The sequence below is a fragment of the Caminibacter profundus genome (assembly GCF_054657155.1).
The window spans coordinates 439,261-457,172 of the sequence record NZ_BAAHXC010000001.1 but is presented as its reverse complement, the minus strand read 5'-3'; the positions used below and the strand labels follow the sequence as shown (position 1 = coordinate 457,172).

Annotated in this window: 16 protein-coding genes and 1 tRNA gene; 12 read left to right on the top strand and 5 right to left on the bottom strand. The window is 29.3% G+C overall.

The genetic code is table 11. From position 1 onward, the window contains the following. Positions 1–18: 18 nt before the first annotated feature. Entirely contained in the window at positions 19–1,971 is a 1,953-nt protein-coding gene (locus ACYQ1U_RS02375) for a methyl-accepting chemotaxis protein (RefSeq protein ID WP_459883861.1), read from the top strand. Here the strand turns inward: ACYQ1U_RS02375 and ACYQ1U_RS02370 are convergent. After that, on the bottom strand, positions 1,961–2,383 hold the full coding sequence (locus tag ACYQ1U_RS02370; RefSeq protein WP_459883859.1) for a DciA family protein: 423 nt from the start codon (positions 2,381–2,383) through the stop codon (positions 1,961–1,963). The two genes, ACYQ1U_RS02375 and ACYQ1U_RS02370, sit on opposite strands and share 11 nt — an antisense overlap. 137 nt (positions 2,384–2,520) lie before the next feature. Here ACYQ1U_RS02370 and nadB point away from each other — a divergent pair, with 137 nt between their 5' ends. The 10 genes from nadB to ACYQ1U_RS02320 all read left to right on the top strand — a co-directional run bounded on the left by nadB (position 2,521) and on the right by ACYQ1U_RS02320 (position 14,802). Next, a complete protein-coding gene (gene nadB / locus ACYQ1U_RS02365; RefSeq protein ID WP_459883857.1) occupies positions 2,521–3,939 on the top strand; it encodes an L-aspartate oxidase in 1,419 nt (472 codons plus the stop codon). A 1-nt stretch (position 3,940) separates the two neighbouring features. Further along, the gene (nhaD, locus tag ACYQ1U_RS02360; protein ID WP_459883854.1) at positions 3,941–5,245 is read left to right on the top strand and encodes a sodium:proton antiporter NhaD; all 1,305 of its coding nucleotides are present in this window, start codon (positions 3,941–3,943) and stop codon (positions 5,243–5,245) included. 51 nt (positions 5,246–5,296) lie between these two features. Then, positions 5,297–6,832 carry a glutamine-hydrolyzing GMP synthase gene (gene guaA / locus ACYQ1U_RS02355; protein ID WP_459883852.1) on the top strand — a complete coding sequence of 512 codons (1,536 nt, stop codon included), beginning with the start codon at positions 5,297–5,299 and terminating at the stop codon, positions 6,830–6,832. A gap of 20 nt (positions 6,833–6,852) precedes the next feature. Next, positions 6,853–7,509 (top strand): uroporphyrinogen-III synthase, encoded by a 657-nt coding sequence (locus ACYQ1U_RS02350; RefSeq protein ID WP_459883850.1) that lies wholly within the window; start codon positions 6,853–6,855, stop codon positions 7,507–7,509. 824 nt (positions 7,510–8,333) lie between these two features. Then, positions 8,334–10,055 (top strand): proton-conducting transporter transmembrane domain-containing protein, encoded by a 1,722-nt coding sequence (locus tag ACYQ1U_RS02345; RefSeq protein ID WP_459883849.1) that lies wholly within the window; start codon positions 8,334–8,336, stop codon positions 10,053–10,055. After that, positions 10,048–10,968 carry a respiratory chain complex I subunit 1 family protein gene (locus tag ACYQ1U_RS02340; RefSeq protein ID WP_459883846.1) on the top strand — a complete coding sequence of 307 codons (921 nt, stop codon included), beginning with the start codon at positions 10,048–10,050 and terminating at the stop codon, positions 10,966–10,968. Before ACYQ1U_RS02345 ends, ACYQ1U_RS02340 begins: the two co-directional genes overlap by 8 nt. Before the next feature lies 1 nt (position 10,969). Then, entirely contained in the window at positions 10,970–11,557 is a 588-nt protein-coding gene (locus tag ACYQ1U_RS02335; RefSeq protein ID WP_459883844.1) for a hydrogenase, read from the top strand. Then, positions 11,558–12,934 carry a proton-conducting transporter transmembrane domain-containing protein gene (locus ACYQ1U_RS02330; RefSeq protein WP_459883841.1) on the top strand — a complete coding sequence of 459 codons (1,377 nt, stop codon included), beginning with the start codon at positions 11,558–11,560 and terminating at the stop codon, positions 12,932–12,934. Further along, a complete protein-coding gene (locus ACYQ1U_RS02325; RefSeq protein WP_459883839.1) occupies positions 12,931–14,295 on the top strand; it encodes a hydrogenase large subunit in 1,365 nt (454 codons plus the stop codon). The genes ACYQ1U_RS02330 and ACYQ1U_RS02325 overlap by 4 nt, the downstream gene beginning before the upstream one ends. A 9-nt stretch (positions 14,296–14,304) precedes the next feature. Then, positions 14,305–14,802 (top strand): NADH-quinone oxidoreductase subunit B family protein, encoded by a 498-nt coding sequence (locus tag ACYQ1U_RS02320; protein ID WP_459883836.1) that lies wholly within the window; start codon positions 14,305–14,307, stop codon positions 14,800–14,802. Between the two features lie 198 nt (positions 14,803–15,000). Here the strand turns inward: ACYQ1U_RS02320 and ACYQ1U_RS02315 are convergent. From ACYQ1U_RS02315 to fliL, 3 genes are all read right to left on the bottom strand, one after another. After that, positions 15,001–15,077 (bottom strand) — tRNA-Arg (locus ACYQ1U_RS02315). 11 nt (positions 15,078–15,088) lie between these two features. Continuing rightward, positions 15,089–15,442, bottom strand: a complete 354-nt coding sequence (gene acpS, locus ACYQ1U_RS02310) for a holo-ACP synthase (RefSeq protein WP_459883834.1) — start codon at positions 15,440–15,442, stop codon at positions 15,089–15,091. Continuing rightward, entirely contained in the window at positions 15,439–15,963 is a 525-nt protein-coding gene (gene fliL, locus ACYQ1U_RS02305; RefSeq protein ID WP_459883832.1) for a flagellar basal body-associated protein FliL, read from the bottom strand. The genes acpS and fliL overlap by 4 nt, the downstream gene beginning before the upstream one ends. 42 nt (positions 15,964–16,005) lie before the next feature. On the opposite strand from fliL, the gene ACYQ1U_RS02300 reads away from it, so the two are divergent. Beyond that, positions 16,006–16,785, top strand: coding sequence for an MlaE family ABC transporter permease (locus ACYQ1U_RS02300; RefSeq protein ID WP_459883830.1), 780 nt, complete (start codon positions 16,006–16,008; stop codon positions 16,783–16,785). A 13-nt stretch (positions 16,786–16,798) separates the two neighbouring features. Here the strand turns inward: ACYQ1U_RS02300 and ftsZ are convergent, their stop codons facing one another. After that, positions 16,799–17,911 (bottom strand): cell division protein FtsZ, encoded by a 1,113-nt coding sequence (gene ftsZ / locus ACYQ1U_RS02295; protein ID WP_459883827.1) that lies wholly within the window; start codon positions 17,909–17,911, stop codon positions 16,799–16,801. Position 17,912 lies beyond the last annotated feature (1 nt).

The following is a 17,912-nucleotide window of genomic DNA, read 5'->3' as shown; positions in this document are numbered from 1 at the left end:
ATATGAAAGGGTTTATTTATGTTTAAAGATTTAAGTATAACAAAAAAAATTTATTTACCATCAATTGTATTAGCATTTTTAGGTTTTATAGTATTGTTGACTATAAATTATTATTCTATACAAAATATAAAAGAAAGAATATATAATGAAACTGCTAATAAACTTCGGTCATTATTTTACTTAAAAATAGAATCAAAAAAAGATATAGGTATTACTAATGCTATTAGTTTAGCTAACAATTTATATATTATTAAGGCTTTAAAAACAAATAATAGAGAATTAGCATTAAAAGGACTTAAAAATTTAAGCAAAGAACTTAAGGAGTGGACAAAGTTTAAAAATATAAAAATTCATATTCATACATCTAATATTCATTCATTTTTAAGACTTTGGAAACCTACGAAATATGGAGATGATTTAAGTTCATTTAGAAAAACACTTGTTTGGGTAAGAAAAAATAAAAAAGCACTAGCAGCAATTGAGCTTGGTAGAGCTGGGCTTATATTAAGAGGAGTGGCTCCTGTAATTGATAATGAAAAAAAGTATCTTGGTAGTGTAGAATTTATGCAAGGACTAAATTCAATTAGTAAAGATTTGTTAAAAAAAGATATATATACCCTTATAATTTTAAAAAAAGAATATCTTGATATTGCAAAGTTTTTAAAAAGTACTGCTCCTGAAGTAATGGGAGATTATGTATTAGCTCTTAAAAAAGGAGCGTATGATGAGGAGTTTTACAAAGAGTTTAAGGATTTAAAATTAAAAGATAAAATGTTTTCAAAAAACTTTTTTGCAATATCTGTTCCTATTAAAGATTTTTCTGGTATTGTTGTAGCATATGCTATTGTAGGTGAGAAATTAAGTAATATTGCAACCATTATTAATGAGAGTAAAAGTTCTTTATTAAAGCAGTTTATTGTAATTGCTTTAATAGGTGTAGTGTTTTTACTTGTATTAATTTTATTTATTTCTAAAGTTATAATAAAACCTCTTAATGATCTGAATGTTATGGTAGAAGATTTAGCAGAAGGTGAAGGGGATTTAACAAAAAGACTTGAAGTAAGAAGTAATGATGAGATTGGAAAAATTTCAAGAAATATAAATACATTTATTGATAAACTACAAAATATGATAATTGATTTACAAAGAGAGCTTAATAAAATAAATAATGTAGTAAAAGATATTACATTAAATTCAAATGTAGTAGATGAAAGTGTAAAAAATCAAAATAAATTTGTAAATGAAACTGTTAATTATACAAATGAGATAAAAGATGATGTAAATAATGCAAAAGAGAAAATAGAAATTACTAAAAGTGATGTTTTAAATACTCAAAGCGTTTTAGGTGAAGGGATAAAAACTTTAAATGATGTAGTACAAAATATTCATGATGAAAGTTCAAATGAGTTAGAACTTGCTAATAAAATACAATCCCTTGCAGATCAGACTATTCAAATTAGAGAGGTTATAAGTATTATTAAAGATATAGCAGACCAAACAAATCTTTTAGCGTTGAATGCAGCAATTGAAGCAGCTCGTGCAGGTGAGCATGGTAGAGGGTTTGCAGTAGTTGCTGATGAGGTTAGAAAATTGGCAGAAAGAACTCAAAAAAGTCTTGGAGAGATAGAAACTACTATTAGCATAATAGTACAGGGTGTAATGAATGTTCAAAGTGAAATTAGCAAAAATGTTGAAAATTCTCAAAAAGTATCTAAAATGACAGAGGTATTGCTTGAAAAAATTAATCAAACAATGAATAATTTGAATAAAACTCTTGAATATGCAAAGATAACAACTCAAGAGACAGAAAAGATAAATAAAAATGTATTGAACTTATTTAATGTTATAAAAGGTTTAAGAAAAGAATCTCAAAACAGTGCAGAAGTTGCTAATAAGCTAAAAAATATTTCTGATAGTTTAAGTGAATCAATGAAGTCTTTAGAAAATGAGGTGAACAAATTTAAAGTTTAGAGATAATTTCTTTAATTTCTTCAAACTTTTCTCTAACTTCTTTATTTTTTGCTTTTATTTCAAAGTTTCCCGCTTTTTTTATAAAAAATTTTACATTTTTTGGTGGACTTTTAGGAACCTTGTATTTGTAAAAAGTAACAATTTTTTTTGGATTTATTTGTGTGCATTTGTCTAATTTATGTAAAATAGAAATTAAATCGAAAATCATTTTTCTTTTATAAAAAATTTCCTGTCTTAATGCCGGATGAGATACTTCAATATATAAAACTTCATTTTTATAGCTCATTTTTGTGATATATTTTTTGTAATTTTCGGGCATAAGTGATATAATTTTCCTCAAACAACGATGAAGATTTATCCTTGGTTCAAAAGGTTTTAATAAATGTGTAATTATTTCAGATGCATTTTTCATATTGTAATTATATCGCTTTTTTTAGGGTGTGGGTACAAAGCACCTCCTACTTGGGATAATAAAAAGTCAGAAATAAACGCAACTGATTTAAAAATTTTTGATATAAATGCTACATTAAAAATTAAGATGGGAGTGAAATGAAGTTTGATAGCATAATTATAGGAAGTGGGCTAGCGGCACTTTGGAGTGCTAAATTTTTAAATGAAAAAGGGTTAAGTACTCTTATTATTACAAAAAATCAAGTTTGGGATTCTAATTCTTTTTATGCTCAAGGTGGAGTTACATTAGCACTTGATGAGGAAGATGTTCCTATTCATATAGAAGATACGCTTAGAGCAGGTAGTTTTCATAATAAAAGAGAAATGGTAGAAATTTTAAGCAAAGCTTCTTTAAGTATAAAAGAAGAACTTTTAAAATATGGATTTAGGTTTGATCTAGGAGTTACAAAAGAGGGAGCTCATTCTGTAAAAAGAGTATTTCACGCAGGTGGAGATGCAACTGGTAGAGAACTTCATAAGTTTATGTTTAAAAAGGATGAAAGCTTTTTGCTTGATGAGGCAATAGTTTTTGATCTGTTAATAGAAGAAGATGTTGCTTATGGAGTGAGTGTATTTCATAAAGGGAAAAAATATAATATTTATGCTGATAATGTAATTATAGCTAGCGGTGGAGTTGGAGCATTATATAAATACGATACAAATGCTAGGACAATTTCTGGAGATTTGCAAGGAATTGCTATTGAAAAAGGAATTAGCGTTAAAGATATGGAAATGACTCAGTTTCATCCCACTGTTTTCATAGAAATGAATTTTTCTCAAAAACTTTTGCTTACAGAAGCCCTAAGAGGTGAGGGTGCTTATATAGTTGATGAGAAAGGGGAGAGATTTTTATTTGAATATGATGAAAGAGGTGAGCTTGCAGGAAGAGATATAGTAAGCCGTGCAATTTTTATGCATCAACAAAAGGGACATAAAGTTTTTCTTGATGTAAGTATGTTTGATGAAGATTATTTTAAGAAAAGATTTCCTACGATTTTCAATAAGCTTAGAGACTATGATATTAATGTTCCATTTGAGCCAATTCCTATTTCACCAGCATTTCATTATATGATGGGTGGGATTGAAGTTGATGAAAACTCAAAAGTTCCAGGATTTAAAAATTTATATGCTGTTGGAGAAGTCGCATACACTGGAGTTCATGGAGCAAATAGGTTAGCTAGTAATTCACTTCTTGAATGTTTTGTTTTTGCAAAAAAAGCTGCTAGTGAAATTTTGAGAGTAAATTTTTATACAAGTGACAAAAAATTTGAAATAAATAGTGAAGAACTTTTTAAAAATGACGATAAAAAATATAAGAATTTATTAAGAGATCATATGTGGAATAATGTAGGAATTATTAGAAGTGAAAAAGGACTTAAAAAAGCCTTGAATTTTATTGAAGAAAGTATTCCAAAGCTTGGAAGGTTAGCAAAACTTAGGTTTTTAACGGCAAGAGAGATTGTAATCTCTGCTTTAAATAGACTTGAATCTCTTGGAGCTCATTATAGAAAGGATTAAGATGCTAGAAATTCATGATTTTACTCATACTTGGGTTGGATTAGCTGTACTTTTTATATTTGTTGTAGGTTATATTGCTATAGCTGCTGAAGAAAAATTTCATATGAATAAAGCAAAACCGGCTCTGTTTATTGGTACTTTTTCTTTTATGTTAATTGGAATTTATTTTGCTATAAATCAACTTGACCCAACTCCTCTTCATCATGAAATGAAAAATTTAATTGAAGAAATTGCTGAAATTTTCTTTTTCTTATTTGTTGCTATGACATATATTGAAACTTTAATAGAAAGAGGGGTGTTTGAAGCTCTTAGATTTAGATTAATATCCCGTGGATATAGCTATAAAAAATTGTTTTGGATAACAGGTATTTTAGCGTTTTGGTTAAGTCCTGTTGCAGATAACTTAACTACTGCTCTTATTTTATCTACAGTTCTTTTAACCATTGATAAACATAAAACTGACTTTTTAGTTCCAGGAGCTATTAATATAGTAGTTGCTGCAAATGCCGGAGGTGCTTGGTCACCTTTTGGTGATATTACAACACTTATGGCTTGGACAGCTGGCAAAGGAGAGTTTGTAGACTTTTTATATCTTTTCCCTCCTGCATTTGCTGGATGGTTTCTTACAGCATTTTTATTAAGTCTATTTGTTCCAAAAGGTGAACCTCACTTTGATGCTCTTACTACTCCTAAAGTTTCAATTAAAAGAGGAGGTAAAGTTGTAATTGCACTTGGTATTTTTACTATATTTATTGCTGTTATTGGACATATTTTCTTTCATTTCCCTGCAATGTGGGGTATGATGTTTGGTCTTTCACTTCTTCAAATTTATTCTTTCTATCATAAAATAAAACATAAAGAACACTTTAATGTATTTGTGAATATGGCAAAAGTTGAGAATGATACACTGCTCTTCTTCTTTGGTATTCTATCAGCTGTTGGTGCGCTTTATTTCTTAGGTTGGTTATTCTATATAGTTAAACTTTATGGAATTATTGGTTCAACTTGGGCTAATATAGGAGTTGGATTTATTAGTGCAGTTATTGATAATGTACCAGTAATGGCAGCTATTTTAAAAGCAAACCCTCCAATGGGAATTGATCAGTGGTTACTTGTAACTCTTACAGCTGGTATTGGAGGAAGTTTAATAAGCTTTGGAAGTGCTGCAGGTGTTGGTGTTATGGGTAGAATGAAAGGTATTTATACTTTTGGTGCTCATATGAAGTATGTATGGACAATTTTAGCTGGGTATGTTTTAAGTATTGGTATTTGGTATATTCAATTCGAAATTATGGGGTTATATTAATCCTTCTTCTTTTCCTCTTAATTTGTTACAATTTCAATAAAAAGGACTTAAATGCAAGTAGAAATATTAATACTTGATTTTGGGAGTCAATATACTCAATTAATTGCAAGAAGACTAAGAGAAGAAGGTATATATAGTGAAATAGTGCCTTATTTTGATGGTTTGAAAGCCGCAAAAGAAAAAAAACCAAAAGGAATTATTTTTAGTGGTGGACCTGCAAGTGTGTACGAAAAAGATGCTTATAGAGTTGATAAAGAAATATATGAATTAGGCCTTCCAATTCTTGGAATTTGTTATGGAATGCAACTTATTACAGTTGATTTTGGTGGAGAAGTAGTAAGAGCAGACCGTCACGAATATGGGAAAGCTGAGCTTTTTATTGATGAACCTCATAAACTTTTTGATGGAGTTAGCAATCCTACAATTGTTTGGATGAGCCATAGTGATAGAGTTGAAAAGTTAGCTCCTGGATTTAAAAGAATTGCTCACACATCAAATGCGCCATATGCAGCTATTGTTAATGAAGAAAGAGAAATTTATGCTATTCAGTTCCATCCGGAAGTAACTCATAGTAAAGAAGGTGCAAAAATACTAAGAAACTTTGCAAGAAATGTTTGTGGTGTAGAGAGCAAATGGGATATGGCTCATTTTGCTTCATATCAAATCAAAAAAATAAGAGAGCAAGTAGGGGACAATAAAGTAATTTGTGCACTTAGTGGTGGAGTTGATAGTTCTGTTACTGCAGCACTTTTATTTGAAGCAATTGGAGAAAAGTTAGTTCCAATTTTTGTTGATACAGGACTTCTTCGTAAAAATGAAAGAGCTCAAGTTGAACACGCTTTTAAAAATGTTCTTCATGTCCCATTAATTACAGTTGATGCAAAAGATAAATTTTTAAGTAAGCTTAAGGGTGTAACTGATCCAGAAGAAAAAAGAAAAATAATAGGTCATACTTTTATTGAAGTGTTTGATGAAGAAGCAAAAAAACATCAAGATGCAAAATTTTTAGCTCAGGGAACACTTTATCCAGATGTAATTGAATCAGTTTCTGTTAAAGGCCCTAGTAAAACAATTAAATCTCATCATAATGTTGGAGGTCTTCCTGATTGGATGAAGTTTGAGTTAATTGAACCATTAAGAGAACTTTTTAAAGATGAAGTTAGAAAGCTTGGAATTGAACTTGGTCTTCCAGAAGAGTTAGTTTATCGTCATCCTTTCCCAGGGCCAGGGCTTGCTATTAGGATTATGGGTGAAGTAAATGAAAAAGATTTAGATATTTTAAGAGAAGCTGATGCTATTCTTATTGAGGAGCTTAAAGCGTGGGGACTTTATAATGATGTTTGGCAAGCATTTGCAGTACTCCTTAATGTAAAAAGTGTTGGTGTTATGGGAGATAATAGAACATATGATAATACAGTGGCAATTAGATGTGTAAGCTCAACAGATGGGATGACAGCGACTTTTTCTCATTTACCACATGAGTTTTTAGAAAGAGTAAGTACTAGAATTATAAATGAAGTTGATGGTATTAATAGGGTAGTTTATGATATTTCAAGTAAGCCTCCTGCGACAATTGAGTGGGAGTAAATTTTAATGGAAAATTATAAATGGAAAATGGAAAATTAAATTTTCCAATTTATCTTTTAACAGATGAAAATTATGATGGGATTTTAAATTATCCTGTTATAAAGATAAATTTTCTCTTTCCTTCTATTTCTTTTGAAAATGTGGACTTTTTACTTTTTACCTCAAAAAACGGAGTTAGGGCGATTGATAAATTAACTAATGAGTGGAAAAAATATCCATCTTTTGCAATTGGTAGGGCAACTGCAAAAGAAATTGAAAAATTTGGTGGCAGGGTAGAATATATTGCAAAATCAGCTTATGGAGATGAATTTGCAAAAGAGATAAATGATAATTACAGAAACAAAACTTTTCTTTTTTTTAGAGCTAAAAAAATAGTTTCAAATATTAAGGAAATTTTTAAAAATAATAAATTAAAAGAAGTAATAGTTTATGAAACAATTTGCAATAAGCCACAAGGATATATTAAAAAGCCTGCAGTAGTTATTTTTACTTCACCATCAACTGTAGAGTGTTTTTCTAAATTAGAAAGTTTTGAAAATATAATTCCTATTGCAATTGGCAAAAAAACACTAAATGCTCTCAAAAACTATGCAACAAATAAAAATAAAATTTATATGCCTGATAATCCTTCTATAAAAGAATGTATTGAGATTGCAAAAAATGTAAAATTTAGATAAAATTATATTAGAAAAACCTCTGGTTGATTTAAGTTCTTTCAAAGTTCTTGATTGACACACGCTCAATACTGTGATATAATTTCATTACCTGGGAGGATGCGCTACCCGCAAATTTTGGGGCCCTACAACGAATCTTATAGGGGAGATGGTAGTGGTCAGGGTGTGCGGCGGCTTTAAGCTGCCCCTAAACTGATCCTCCTATCCCCAAATTGTGGCTCGCGGGAGCCCAAAGTCACTGCGCGAACGCCCTCCTGGGTATTTTAATTTCTAGAATAAATGCACCCGACACTAAACTTAGACATATTTTAATTATATCTTTATATTTTACACAAGTTTTGACATGAAACACTCCTGAAATATTATTTAAAATCTCTTTATAATGTTTGATATTAAGCATCAGTTAGGGGTTAAAGAAATTACTAAAATTATTACAGAGTTGTAAAATTAGAAATATCTGAAATGGATTAAAAAGAGAATTAAAATTTATAAAAAAAATTAAAAAAAATTTAATGAAATCTTTGTTATTGAAAAAATATGTTTAATAGGGTAGAAAATTTTTCTTGCTACTTTAAGTAACAAATAGTAAAAAATTTTTTCTTTTTAAGCATTTTCTAAGTTTTTAGAGTTATAATTCCACATCTAAAACTTTCCTTATTTTTACCTTAAAGGTCGCTTTGATGTTTAGTTTTGATTCCCTTTCATTGTTGTTCAGTGGGCTGATTTTACTTGGAGTAATTCCTAATCTTTTTTATATGAGTGGATATTAGTCTCACATAAAAAGAAAAACTCACTTTTTAATTCACTACTTTGTTTTTATATTTTCAATGCTTGGAGTTGTTTTAAGCAATGAAATTTTGTGGTTTTTGTTTTTTTGGGAACTTATGAGTCTTAGTAGTTGGCAATTGATTTTGACTGAAAAAACTGAGGAGTCAATAAGTGCAGCAAGATTTTATTTCTTTATGACTCATTTTGGGTTTGTTTTTATTTTAATTTTCTTTTTAATTTTAACATCAAATGATTTATTTGATACTTTTTCAGTGTTAAAAGAAAATGCTATAAATTTTAAATATCCTTCATTTTTGTTTTTCTTAATAACTATTGGTTTTTTAAGTAAAGCAGGGGTTGTACCTTTACATGTTTGGTTGCCTTATGCTCATCCTGCTGCACCTTCGCCTGTATCTGCATTAATGAGTGGTGTTATGTTAAAAGTTGCTATATATGCATTTTTAAGATTTTTATTTATTTTACCAAATTGGCATATTGAATGGGGTGTAATAATTTTAATATTAGGGGCACTTTCAAGTTTAGTTGGAGTTTTATATGCATTAAGTGAGCATGATATAAAGGCCTTACTTGCTAATCATTCTGTTGAAAATATAGGTATTATTTTAATAGGCATTGGTGTTGGGATGATATTTTATACTCTTAATTTAAAAACATTATCTGCTTTTGCTTTTATTGCTGCAATATATCATACTTTTAATCATATGAGCTTTAAAAGTCTTTTATTTATGAGTGCAGGTAGCGTTTTATATGAAACTCATACAAAAAACATTGAAAAATATGGAGGACTTATAAAAAATATGCCAATTACGGCATTTACATTTTTGATAGCAGCTATTTCAATTTCTGCACTTCCTCCTACAAACGGGTTTTTGAGTGAATGGATGATATTTCAAAGTATGCTCTCATCCAATGAAATAAACACACTTACTTTAAAACTTGCTTTTCCGTTTGCTATTTTTGCGCTCGCTTTAACAGGAGGACTTGCAATTGCCTGCTTTGTAAAAGCATTTGGAATTACTTTTTTGGGACTTCATAAAAGTGAAAATTCAAAACATGCAAAAGAAGTAAATCTTTTAATGCAGATAGGTCAAATATTAATGGCTATTATTGTAATATTTTTGATGATATTTGTTCCATTTTTAGTAAAAGCGATAAACAATGCAATTCCATTTGAAAATATATATAATAAAATCTTTCCAAATTTTTGGACTATGCATTCAGTTTCTCAAAATGGAGGAGCAGTATCGCCTCTTGTTCTTTTAGTAGCATTGATTTTAGTAAGTTTTTTAATAGTTATGATTTATAAATCACTTAATATTAAAGAAAAAATTTATCATACCTGGGCTTGTGGCTATAGTACAAACTCAAAAAGTCAATATTCGGCAACAGGATTTGCCGGACCTATTAGAAGATTTTTTAATTGGCTTTATAGGCCAGAAGTTCATACTTACACTCAAACTCTTGCAGGTCATAAAACAAAGTTTACCTCATCTTTATATGAAGTTCATGTAAAATCTCTATTTGAAAAATCATTATATGAAGGTACGAAAAAGTTAGTAAATTTAATTAGTTATTACATTTATAAAATTTCTCATTTTGAAAAAACGAGATATGAGGCTTTTATATTCATTTTTTTGGTTTTGGTGCTATTTAGCTTTAGGGTTTTTTATAAAGAAATTAATTTGGGAAGTATTTTGCTTGAAATTGTGGTAGTTATTATATTTCTTAAAGTCTTACTTATAGGAGATAAAAATGCTTAATTATTTTTTAACTGTCTTTTTAATATTTTTGATTTCTCCTTTTTTAGTTGGGATTATTAAAAGTTTTAAAATGTATATGCTTTTTAAAAAGTCTATTTCACCTTTTCAGCCATATATCGATTTTGCAAAACTTTTGAGAAAAGAAGTTATTTATTCAAAAGAAGCTTCGGTTATTTCAAGAGTCGCACCTTTTTTAATTTTATCACCTATTATTATAGTTGTTTTCTTACTCCCTCCAATTTTCAATGGAAGTTTTTACATCTCATTTATGGATGCTTTTACAATTACGGGATTACTTAGTTTATCCACTTTTTTTCTTATGCTTTTAGGACTTGATAGTGCAAGTAGTTTTGGAGGAATTGGTAGTAGTAGAGAAGCTTTTATTTCAGCACTGGTAGAACCAGCTATGATTTTAACTATTTTTAGTGTGTCTCTTATAGCTCAAAATATAGGAATAGGAAAGGCAGCCCTTAATTTAAGTGAGAATTTTCCAGTGCGTTATGCAGCAAGTTTTGTTTTGGCAGCAATTAGCTTTTTTATTTTATTAATTGCAGAAAATGGAAGAATTCCAGTAGATAATCCGGAAACACACTTAGAGCTTACTATGGTTCATGAAGCTATGATTTTAGATACCACGGGTGCTAACCTAGCTTTGATTGAAATGGCAGGAGCTTTAAAATTTGGGATTTTTGCAACTCTTTTTGCAACTCTTTTTATGCCTTTTGGAAGTTCGCTTTGCTGGTGTTTGGCTATTTTTGTGTTTGTGTCAAAACTTATTTTTATATCTTTATTAGTTGGATGGATTGAAATAAATACAGCAAAACTAAGGCTTTTTAAAGTTCCAAATCTTCTTGGAATTGCTATAGTTTTTGCATTTTTGTCTCTATTTACTTATTATATTTTAGGAGTTTAAAATGATAGATGTGTTGGTTGGATTTTTTTTTGCTCTTTTAATTACAGAAATATTTACAACTCGTCTTTTTAGGCTTTATCAATATTATGCGTTAAATTCGCTTTTTTTAGGTTTGATTGCTATTTATGAAGGTATTAAGATTTCAGATAAAGCAATGATAATAACCGGAATAATTACGATAGTTTTAAAGTTTTTAATCATTCCATATGTACTTAAATATTTAAGTATTAAATTTAGAATACAAAGAAACATTATACCTCAAATAAAAATTCAATATTTAACTATAATTGTGCCTATAACTTTAGTATTTACTTTTTATCTCATTTCTCCTTTAATCAATGCTTTTAGCATACATCCAAATTATGTGGCAATTTCTATAAGTTCATTATTTTTAGCACTTTTATTGATAATAGGACAAAAAAATATTGCAGCAAAAATAATTGGATTTTTGTCTATTGAAAATTCTTTGTTCTTACTCGGTATTTCTGCAACGAATGGAATGCCAATGCTTGTAGAACTTGGAATATTTTTTGATTTATTGATGTTTTTTGTAGTTGTAAATTTACTTTTAAAAACTCAAGGAGAATAAATGTATTATATATTTTTACCACCTATTATAATTTTTATTTTGAGTTATTTTAAAATAAATAGGGTGTTGATGAGTTTAGTGGCTTCTACAATTATTTTACCGGCTATTTACATTTTCTTTCATAATTTTGCAAATGAGTATTTTTTTGTAGATAAACTTAACTCTTTTGTGTTATTAGTTTCATCAATAGTAGGAGTAGGAGTTGCTTTTTCTATGATTTCATTGCCGAAGAGAATTGATCTTGATGATGGGTCAATTAAAAGATTTTATAGGTTTTTTGGTGTTTTTTGGCTTGGAGTTATAATTTCAATTCTTTCAAATAATATGGGACTTTACTGGGTTGGACTTGAACTTGCAACTCTTTCTATATATATGATAAAAATAAAAGTTCAAAAAACATATAACAATGAGGAGTGGAAATATTTAATAGTAGGAGCAATTGCAATTGGACTTATTCTTTTTGGAATTATTTTGATGTATGCATCAGCTAAACCTATTCTTGGTGAGAGTGCTATTAATTTTAATACACTTCTTGAAAACACAGATAAAATCAACGGATTTTTGTTTGAAGTTGGGTTTTTGATAGCAGTTGTAGGAATGTTTATAAAAATGGGATTTTTCCCCATGAACTTGTGGTTAAGTGATATTGAAAGAGCATCTATTTATCAAGTGGGAGCTCTTTTTAGTGGTATTTTGGAAAGTGCAATAATTTTAGGATTTTTTCGACTTGCTCAAATAGAAATGCATATTAATTATTCTCATTTAATAGGGTTTGTTTATATTTATGTATTTTTTACGCTTTTAATGGTGAGTTTTTTACTATATAGGTCAAAAGATTTTGTGAGAGTTTTTTCTCTTTCAGGGATAGAGCATATGAGTTTGATAGCTTTGTTTTGGGTAAGTGGTGGATATTTTGCGGCACTTCTTCATTTTGCTGCTCATGCTCTTCTTAAACCGCCTCTTTTTCTAAGCACCTCAATTTTAGAACAAAATGGAAAATATATATTCAAGGGCACACTTAATGGATTTAAAAATAAATTGGTACCTATTATAATAAGTGCATTTTTACTAGGAGTGATTTCTCTTCCTCCAAGTCCTATGTTTTTTAGTGAAATTTATGGATTTAAGGCAGTGATAGATGTTGCAAAAGATTCTAACTATTTTCTTTTAATGATTTTGGGAATATTTTTTATTTTAGCGTTTTTGAGTGTAATTTTTTATAAATTCTTATCAATTTATCAAGAAGCTTTATATTATGAAGGAAAAGAAAAAACAATATATAAAAGTGAAATTATTGTGCTTTTAATATTTGCAATTTCATTAATTGTTCTTTTGTTTCCTAAGACATTCCATTATATTAAAGGGATAGTAATATGAGACTTATTGCAAGATTTGCCAATGATTTGGGTGATACATTTGAAATAATAGACGTTTTTGATAAAAAGATAAAAAGACATAAAATAGATAAAAAAAATCCAGTAATAGAGACATTAACAAAAAAATATCCAGCAGCAATTTGGATGGAGAGAAAAATAAAAGATGAATTTGGGATACATTTTAAGGGAAGTATAGATAATAGATATTTAGTAAAACATGAAAGATTTCCAAAAGATGTTTTTCCTTTAAGAAAAGATTTTAATTTAAAAAATCTTGAATTTAGCGAATATGAACCTTATGAATATGAAGAAATTAGCGGAGATAGTGTATTTATTGTACCTGTAGGTCCAATTCATGCTGGAATTATAGAACCAGGACATTTTCAATTTTCTCAAGCAGGAGAAGAGATACTTCATCTTGAAGTTAGGCATTTTTATAAATATAGAGGAATTGAAAAAATGTGCGAAGGTAAAAAACTTGAGGATATTAAAAAAATAGTTGAAAGAATTAGTGGAAATGAAAGTATAGCTTATCAAATAGCTTTATTTGATATTTTATTAAGTGCTACAAACTCTCAAATCCCAGACAGTCTTAAAAGAAAGTATGCAATACTTTTAGAGCTTGAAAGAATAGCACACCATTTAACTGATTTGGGATTTATACCAAATGATGCAGGCTTTGGTGCTGCTCTTGCTTTTATGAGTAAATTGGTAGAAGACACTAGAAGGGTTTTATTTAAACTTACCAATCATAGGTTTGGTTTTGGGGCAATAAAAGAAGATGTTATTTTAGATTATTCTATTTTAGATGAATTTTTGGATATGCTTGAGAGAGAAGTTATGTTTTTTAGGGATTGGATTGAAGACATTCCTTCACTATGGGATAGATTTGATACAACTGGAATGCTTAGTAGACAAAAAGCCATAAAGTATGGTGTTGTAGGAGTTGGAGCAAGAGCTAGTGGAATAGCAATTGATAGAAGAGATAATGAATTTTATAAAAATTATGGATTTGAAATACAACTTGGTAAAAAAGGTGAAGTTAGTGATAGATTTAGAGTAAGAATTAATGAAGTTTTAAATTCTATTGAAATGATTAGAAACTTAAAAACAGATGTAAATGAAAAATTTGAATATGGTGAGGTACAAGATGGAGAATATATGAGTTTTGTTGAGAGTAGCATAGGAGAACTTTTTATGTATGTAAAGATAAAAGAAGGAATTGTTGATAGATTTTTTGTTCGTGACCCATCTTTTATTAATTGGCAAGCTTTTCATACTACTATTTATAAAGATATTATTGCCGATTTTCCACTCATTAATAAAAGTTTTGATTTAAGTTATGCAGGGAATGATTTATAAGGAGTTTTTATGCTTAAATTTTGGGTAAAAAGAATGAAAACCGGAGTTTTAACAGAGAACTTAGAATTTGATAAAGAGCTTGAAAAAATTAAAAAAGAGATAAAAAACAAAGTAAAAAAACATTTTGCCGGAAGTCTTGCTATAAGAATGGTAGATAGCGGAAGCTGTAATGCTTGTGAGGCAGAATGTAATGCTTTAAGTAACCCATATTATGACTTGGAAAGACTAGGAATTCATTTCGTTGCGAGTCCAAGACATGCAGATGTTTTATTAATAAGTGGCGTAATGACTATTAATATGTATCATCATGCTTGGGATGCTTTTAATCAAATGCCAAATCCTAAATGGGTAATTGCTCTTGGAGATTGTGCTAAGGATTTGGGTGTTTTTGAAAAGACTTATGCAATAAATGGAGTAGACTTGCCAATTGACTATTTTATTGAAGGGTGTCCTCCAAGTCCGAAAGAAATTATTAAAGGTATTTTAGGTTTTTTAAAAACTTTTTAATTAAATTTTTTTTAAATAAATATGCAATTTGATGTACATATTGTATTTATACTAAATAATAGTTTTTTTAATTTGTTAAGTTTTGGTTAAAGTATAAGTTATTGAAAATAGTTTAAAGTACTTAAAAATTTTAATATAGAAAATATTTGTGTTTAACATGGGGGTACATAACGTAATGTAGTTTATAAGATTTATAAGTGGCGTCCCCGGCGCGACTCGAACGCACGACCTTCGCCTCCGCAGGGCGACGCTCTATCCAGCTGAGCTACGGGGACTTGGGTTGAAATTATACCATATTTTTTTTTAAAACAATAACTGCAGCAATAGCAAATCCACCATCATGAGAAATAGATAAATCAGCTTTTTTTAAATTAAATTTTTCTAAAGTGGAAGAATGGAAAAGAGGCTTACCATTTTTTGACTTTATAATCTTTATATCTTTAAATGAGCAATGTTTTCCAATCCCAGTACCTATTGCTTTGCTAAATGCTTCTTTTGCTGCCCAAAGTCCAGCAATTGATTCATCAGATTTTGCTATTTCTAATTCTTGAGCATTTAAAAATTTTTCAAGTCCTTTTATACCAAATTTTTCTTTAAGCTTTGCAATTCTAGATATTTCAACAATATCTATACCTATCATTGAATTACAAACTCCGTAAAATATACATTTCTTACTTCACCTGTTGTTAATATTTCATTTATTTTTCTTTTTATTTCTTCTTTTAATTTTTCTTTACCTCTTGAAGTTTGTATTTCTTCTATAGTCTTACTTGATAATATTCTAATAATTAAATCCCTAATAGCAGGGAGTTTTTTATCAATTTCTTGTTGAAGCTCAGGCGCATCTAATTCTAAGTCAATTTTACATTTTAAGTATCTGTTTGCATTGTTATTAACAAGATTCACTACAAAAGTATCAAGTGGATAAATTGGTCCAATTTCTGTCATATCAGATACTTTTTTCTTTTTTTCAACTTTTTGAGGTTCTTGGTTGTCTTGTGGAGTATCATTTCCACTAAGTAGAAAATAAGCAACTAATCCACCAACTATTAATAAAAGTAACAATAATACGATAATTACAATAAGTAATAATTTGTTACCTCCTCCACTTGATTCTTTTTCTTCTTCTTGATTTTCTTTATTCTCTTTTTCTTCTGCCATTACTTTTCCTTTTTGATATAATTTTAACAAAAAAGGTTTTAATTGGTATCAAAACTTTTATACAAAATCGGCAATTTTGTAATTGAGTTAATTGAAGGGTTAGGAAAATTTGTAATTTTTCAATTCATAATTATAAAACAATTTTTTAAGCCTCCTTTTAGAGTAAAAGAAACAATAGAGCAAATTAAATTTATGGGATATGGAAGTTTAGGTGTGATTTTTTTAACTTCATTTTTTACAGGTCTTGTAGAGGCAGTTCAGTTATATAATGGATTTCATAAATTTGGAGTAGAGGACTTTATGGGGTATACTATATTTATTTCTATTGTAAAAGAACTAGGACCTGTTTTTGCTGCTTTGATGGTCATAAGTAGAGGTATAAGTGCATATGCTGCTGAACTTGGGAGTATGAGGGTAACTGAACAGATAGATGCGCTTGAGGTTATGGCTGTTGACTCAAAACAATATTTGATTGTTCCAAGAATACTTGCTACAATTATTTCTCTTCCTTTATTAGTAATATTTTTTGATACTATTTCAAATTTAGGAGCATATATTATTTCTGTATACTCTCTTGATATTAATGGATATACATATCTTGATAACATAAGACAATATGCTCAGATGAGAGATGTAAATGAAGGAATAATAAAAGGGGTTTTCTTTGGGTATATAATTAGTGCTGTTGGGACGTATATAGGCTATAATACAAAAGGTGGAGCTAAGGGAGTTGGTATAAGTACTACAAAAGCAGTTGTTTATTCTTCAATGTCTGTATTTGGATTTGATTATATACTCTCAGCTTTTTTCTTAATGTTTTAAAAAAAGAAAAAAATTAATCTCTTGCTTTTCTTACCCATGTAGGGATGTCAAGAGTATCACTATCAAGTTCAATTCCTCCAGAAACTTTTCTTTTTAGTAGAAGTTCGTTTACTGTATTTTCAACTTTTTCAGTTAGTTTATTATTTGCAGCTTTTTCTTTCTCAAAACCAGTAGCAACTATTGTAACCTTAATTTCATCAGGTGCTAAACTGTTATCAGTAGTAGTACCAAAGATTATGTCAGCATCATCATCTGCTTTATCATAAATCAAGTTCATACTCTCTTCCATTTCTACAAGAGGATAATCTTCATGTAAAGTAAAGTGAACAAGTACACCCATTGCTCCATCAATTGAGATATTATCAAGAAGTGGAGACTCAATAGCTTTTTTGATAGCATTAAATGCTGCATTTTCACCTTTTTCTTCACCAACACCCATAAGTGCAAGACCTTGATGTGACATAACAGTTTTAAGGTCATTAAAGTCAACGTTTATGTCATTTTCACCATAACTAATTACCATATTTGAAATACCACTCACTGCTTTATATAATACATCATCAACTAAAGAAAAAGCTTCACGTCTTCCAACTTTTCTATCAATAATTGTAAGTATTTTATCATTTGGAATTACAACTATTGAGTTTGTTTCATGTTTTAACTCATTTGTTCCAGCTTCAGCAAGTTTTCTTCTTCTAGGACCTTCAAAAGTAAAAGGTTTTGTAACAACTCCGATAGTAAGGGCACCAATTTCTTTTGCAGCTTTTGCTATAATTGGAGCAGCACCAGTTCCTGTACCTCCTCCCATTCCAGCTGAGATAAATACTAAGTCAGCACCTTCAAGTGATTCTTTTACCTCTTCATAACTCTCTTCAGCTGCTTTTGCACCAACTTCAGGCCTCATACCTGCTCCAAGCCCTTTAGTTAAAGATTTTCCAAGTTGGATTTTTTTATGGGCTTTACTAGTTTTTAATGCCTGAATATCTGTGTTTGCAGCTATTAACTCTACATCTTTAATGCCTTTCTCAGCCATGTAATTTATCATATTATTACCACCGCCACCTACACCTATAACTTTTATTTTTGGACCATCATTCATATCGTTTATTACAAAAAGCTCTTCCATT

Bases quoted from the DNA above. Each gene is read 5' to 3' on its own strand.
- ACYQ1U_RS02375 (WP_459883861.1), top strand. From the start codon at position 19: ATGTTTAAAGATTTAAGTATAACAAAAAAAATTTATTTACCATCAATT.
- ACYQ1U_RS02370 (WP_459883859.1), bottom strand. From the start codon at position 2,383: ATGAAAAATGCATCTGAAATAATTACACATTTATTAAAACCTTTTGAA.
- nadB (WP_459883857.1), top strand. From the start codon at position 2,521: ATGAAGTTTGATAGCATAATTATAGGAAGTGGGCTAGCGGCACTTTGG.
- nhaD (WP_459883854.1), top strand. From the start codon at position 3,941: ATGCTAGAAATTCATGATTTTACTCATACTTGGGTTGGATTAGCTGTA.
- guaA (WP_459883852.1), top strand. From the start codon at position 5,297: ATGCAAGTAGAAATATTAATACTTGATTTTGGGAGTCAATATACTCAA.
- ACYQ1U_RS02350 (WP_459883850.1), top strand. From the start codon at position 6,853: ATGGAAAATGGAAAATTAAATTTTCCAATTTATCTTTTAACAGATGAA.
- ACYQ1U_RS02345 (WP_459883849.1), top strand. From the start codon at position 8,334: ATGCTTGGAGTTGTTTTAAGCAATGAAATTTTGTGGTTTTTGTTTTTT.
- ACYQ1U_RS02340 (WP_459883846.1), top strand. From the start codon at position 10,048: ATGCTTAATTATTTTTTAACTGTCTTTTTAATATTTTTGATTTCTCCT.
- ACYQ1U_RS02335 (WP_459883844.1), top strand. From the start codon at position 10,970: ATGATAGATGTGTTGGTTGGATTTTTTTTTGCTCTTTTAATTACAGAA.
- ACYQ1U_RS02330 (WP_459883841.1), top strand. From the start codon at position 11,558: ATGTATTATATATTTTTACCACCTATTATAATTTTTATTTTGAGTTAT.
- ACYQ1U_RS02325 (WP_459883839.1), top strand. From the start codon at position 12,931: ATGAGACTTATTGCAAGATTTGCCAATGATTTGGGTGATACATTTGAA.
- ACYQ1U_RS02320 (WP_459883836.1), top strand. From the start codon at position 14,305: ATGCTTAAATTTTGGGTAAAAAGAATGAAAACCGGAGTTTTAACAGAG.
- acpS (WP_459883834.1), bottom strand. From the start codon at position 15,442: ATGATAGGTATAGATATTGTTGAAATATCTAGAATTGCAAAGCTTAAA.
- fliL (WP_459883832.1), bottom strand. From the start codon at position 15,963: ATGGCAGAAGAAAAAGAGAATAAAGAAAATCAAGAAGAAGAAAAAGAA.
- ftsZ (WP_459883827.1), bottom strand. From the start codon at position 17,911: ATGGAAGAGCTTTTTGTAATAAACGATATGAATGATGGTCCAAAAATA.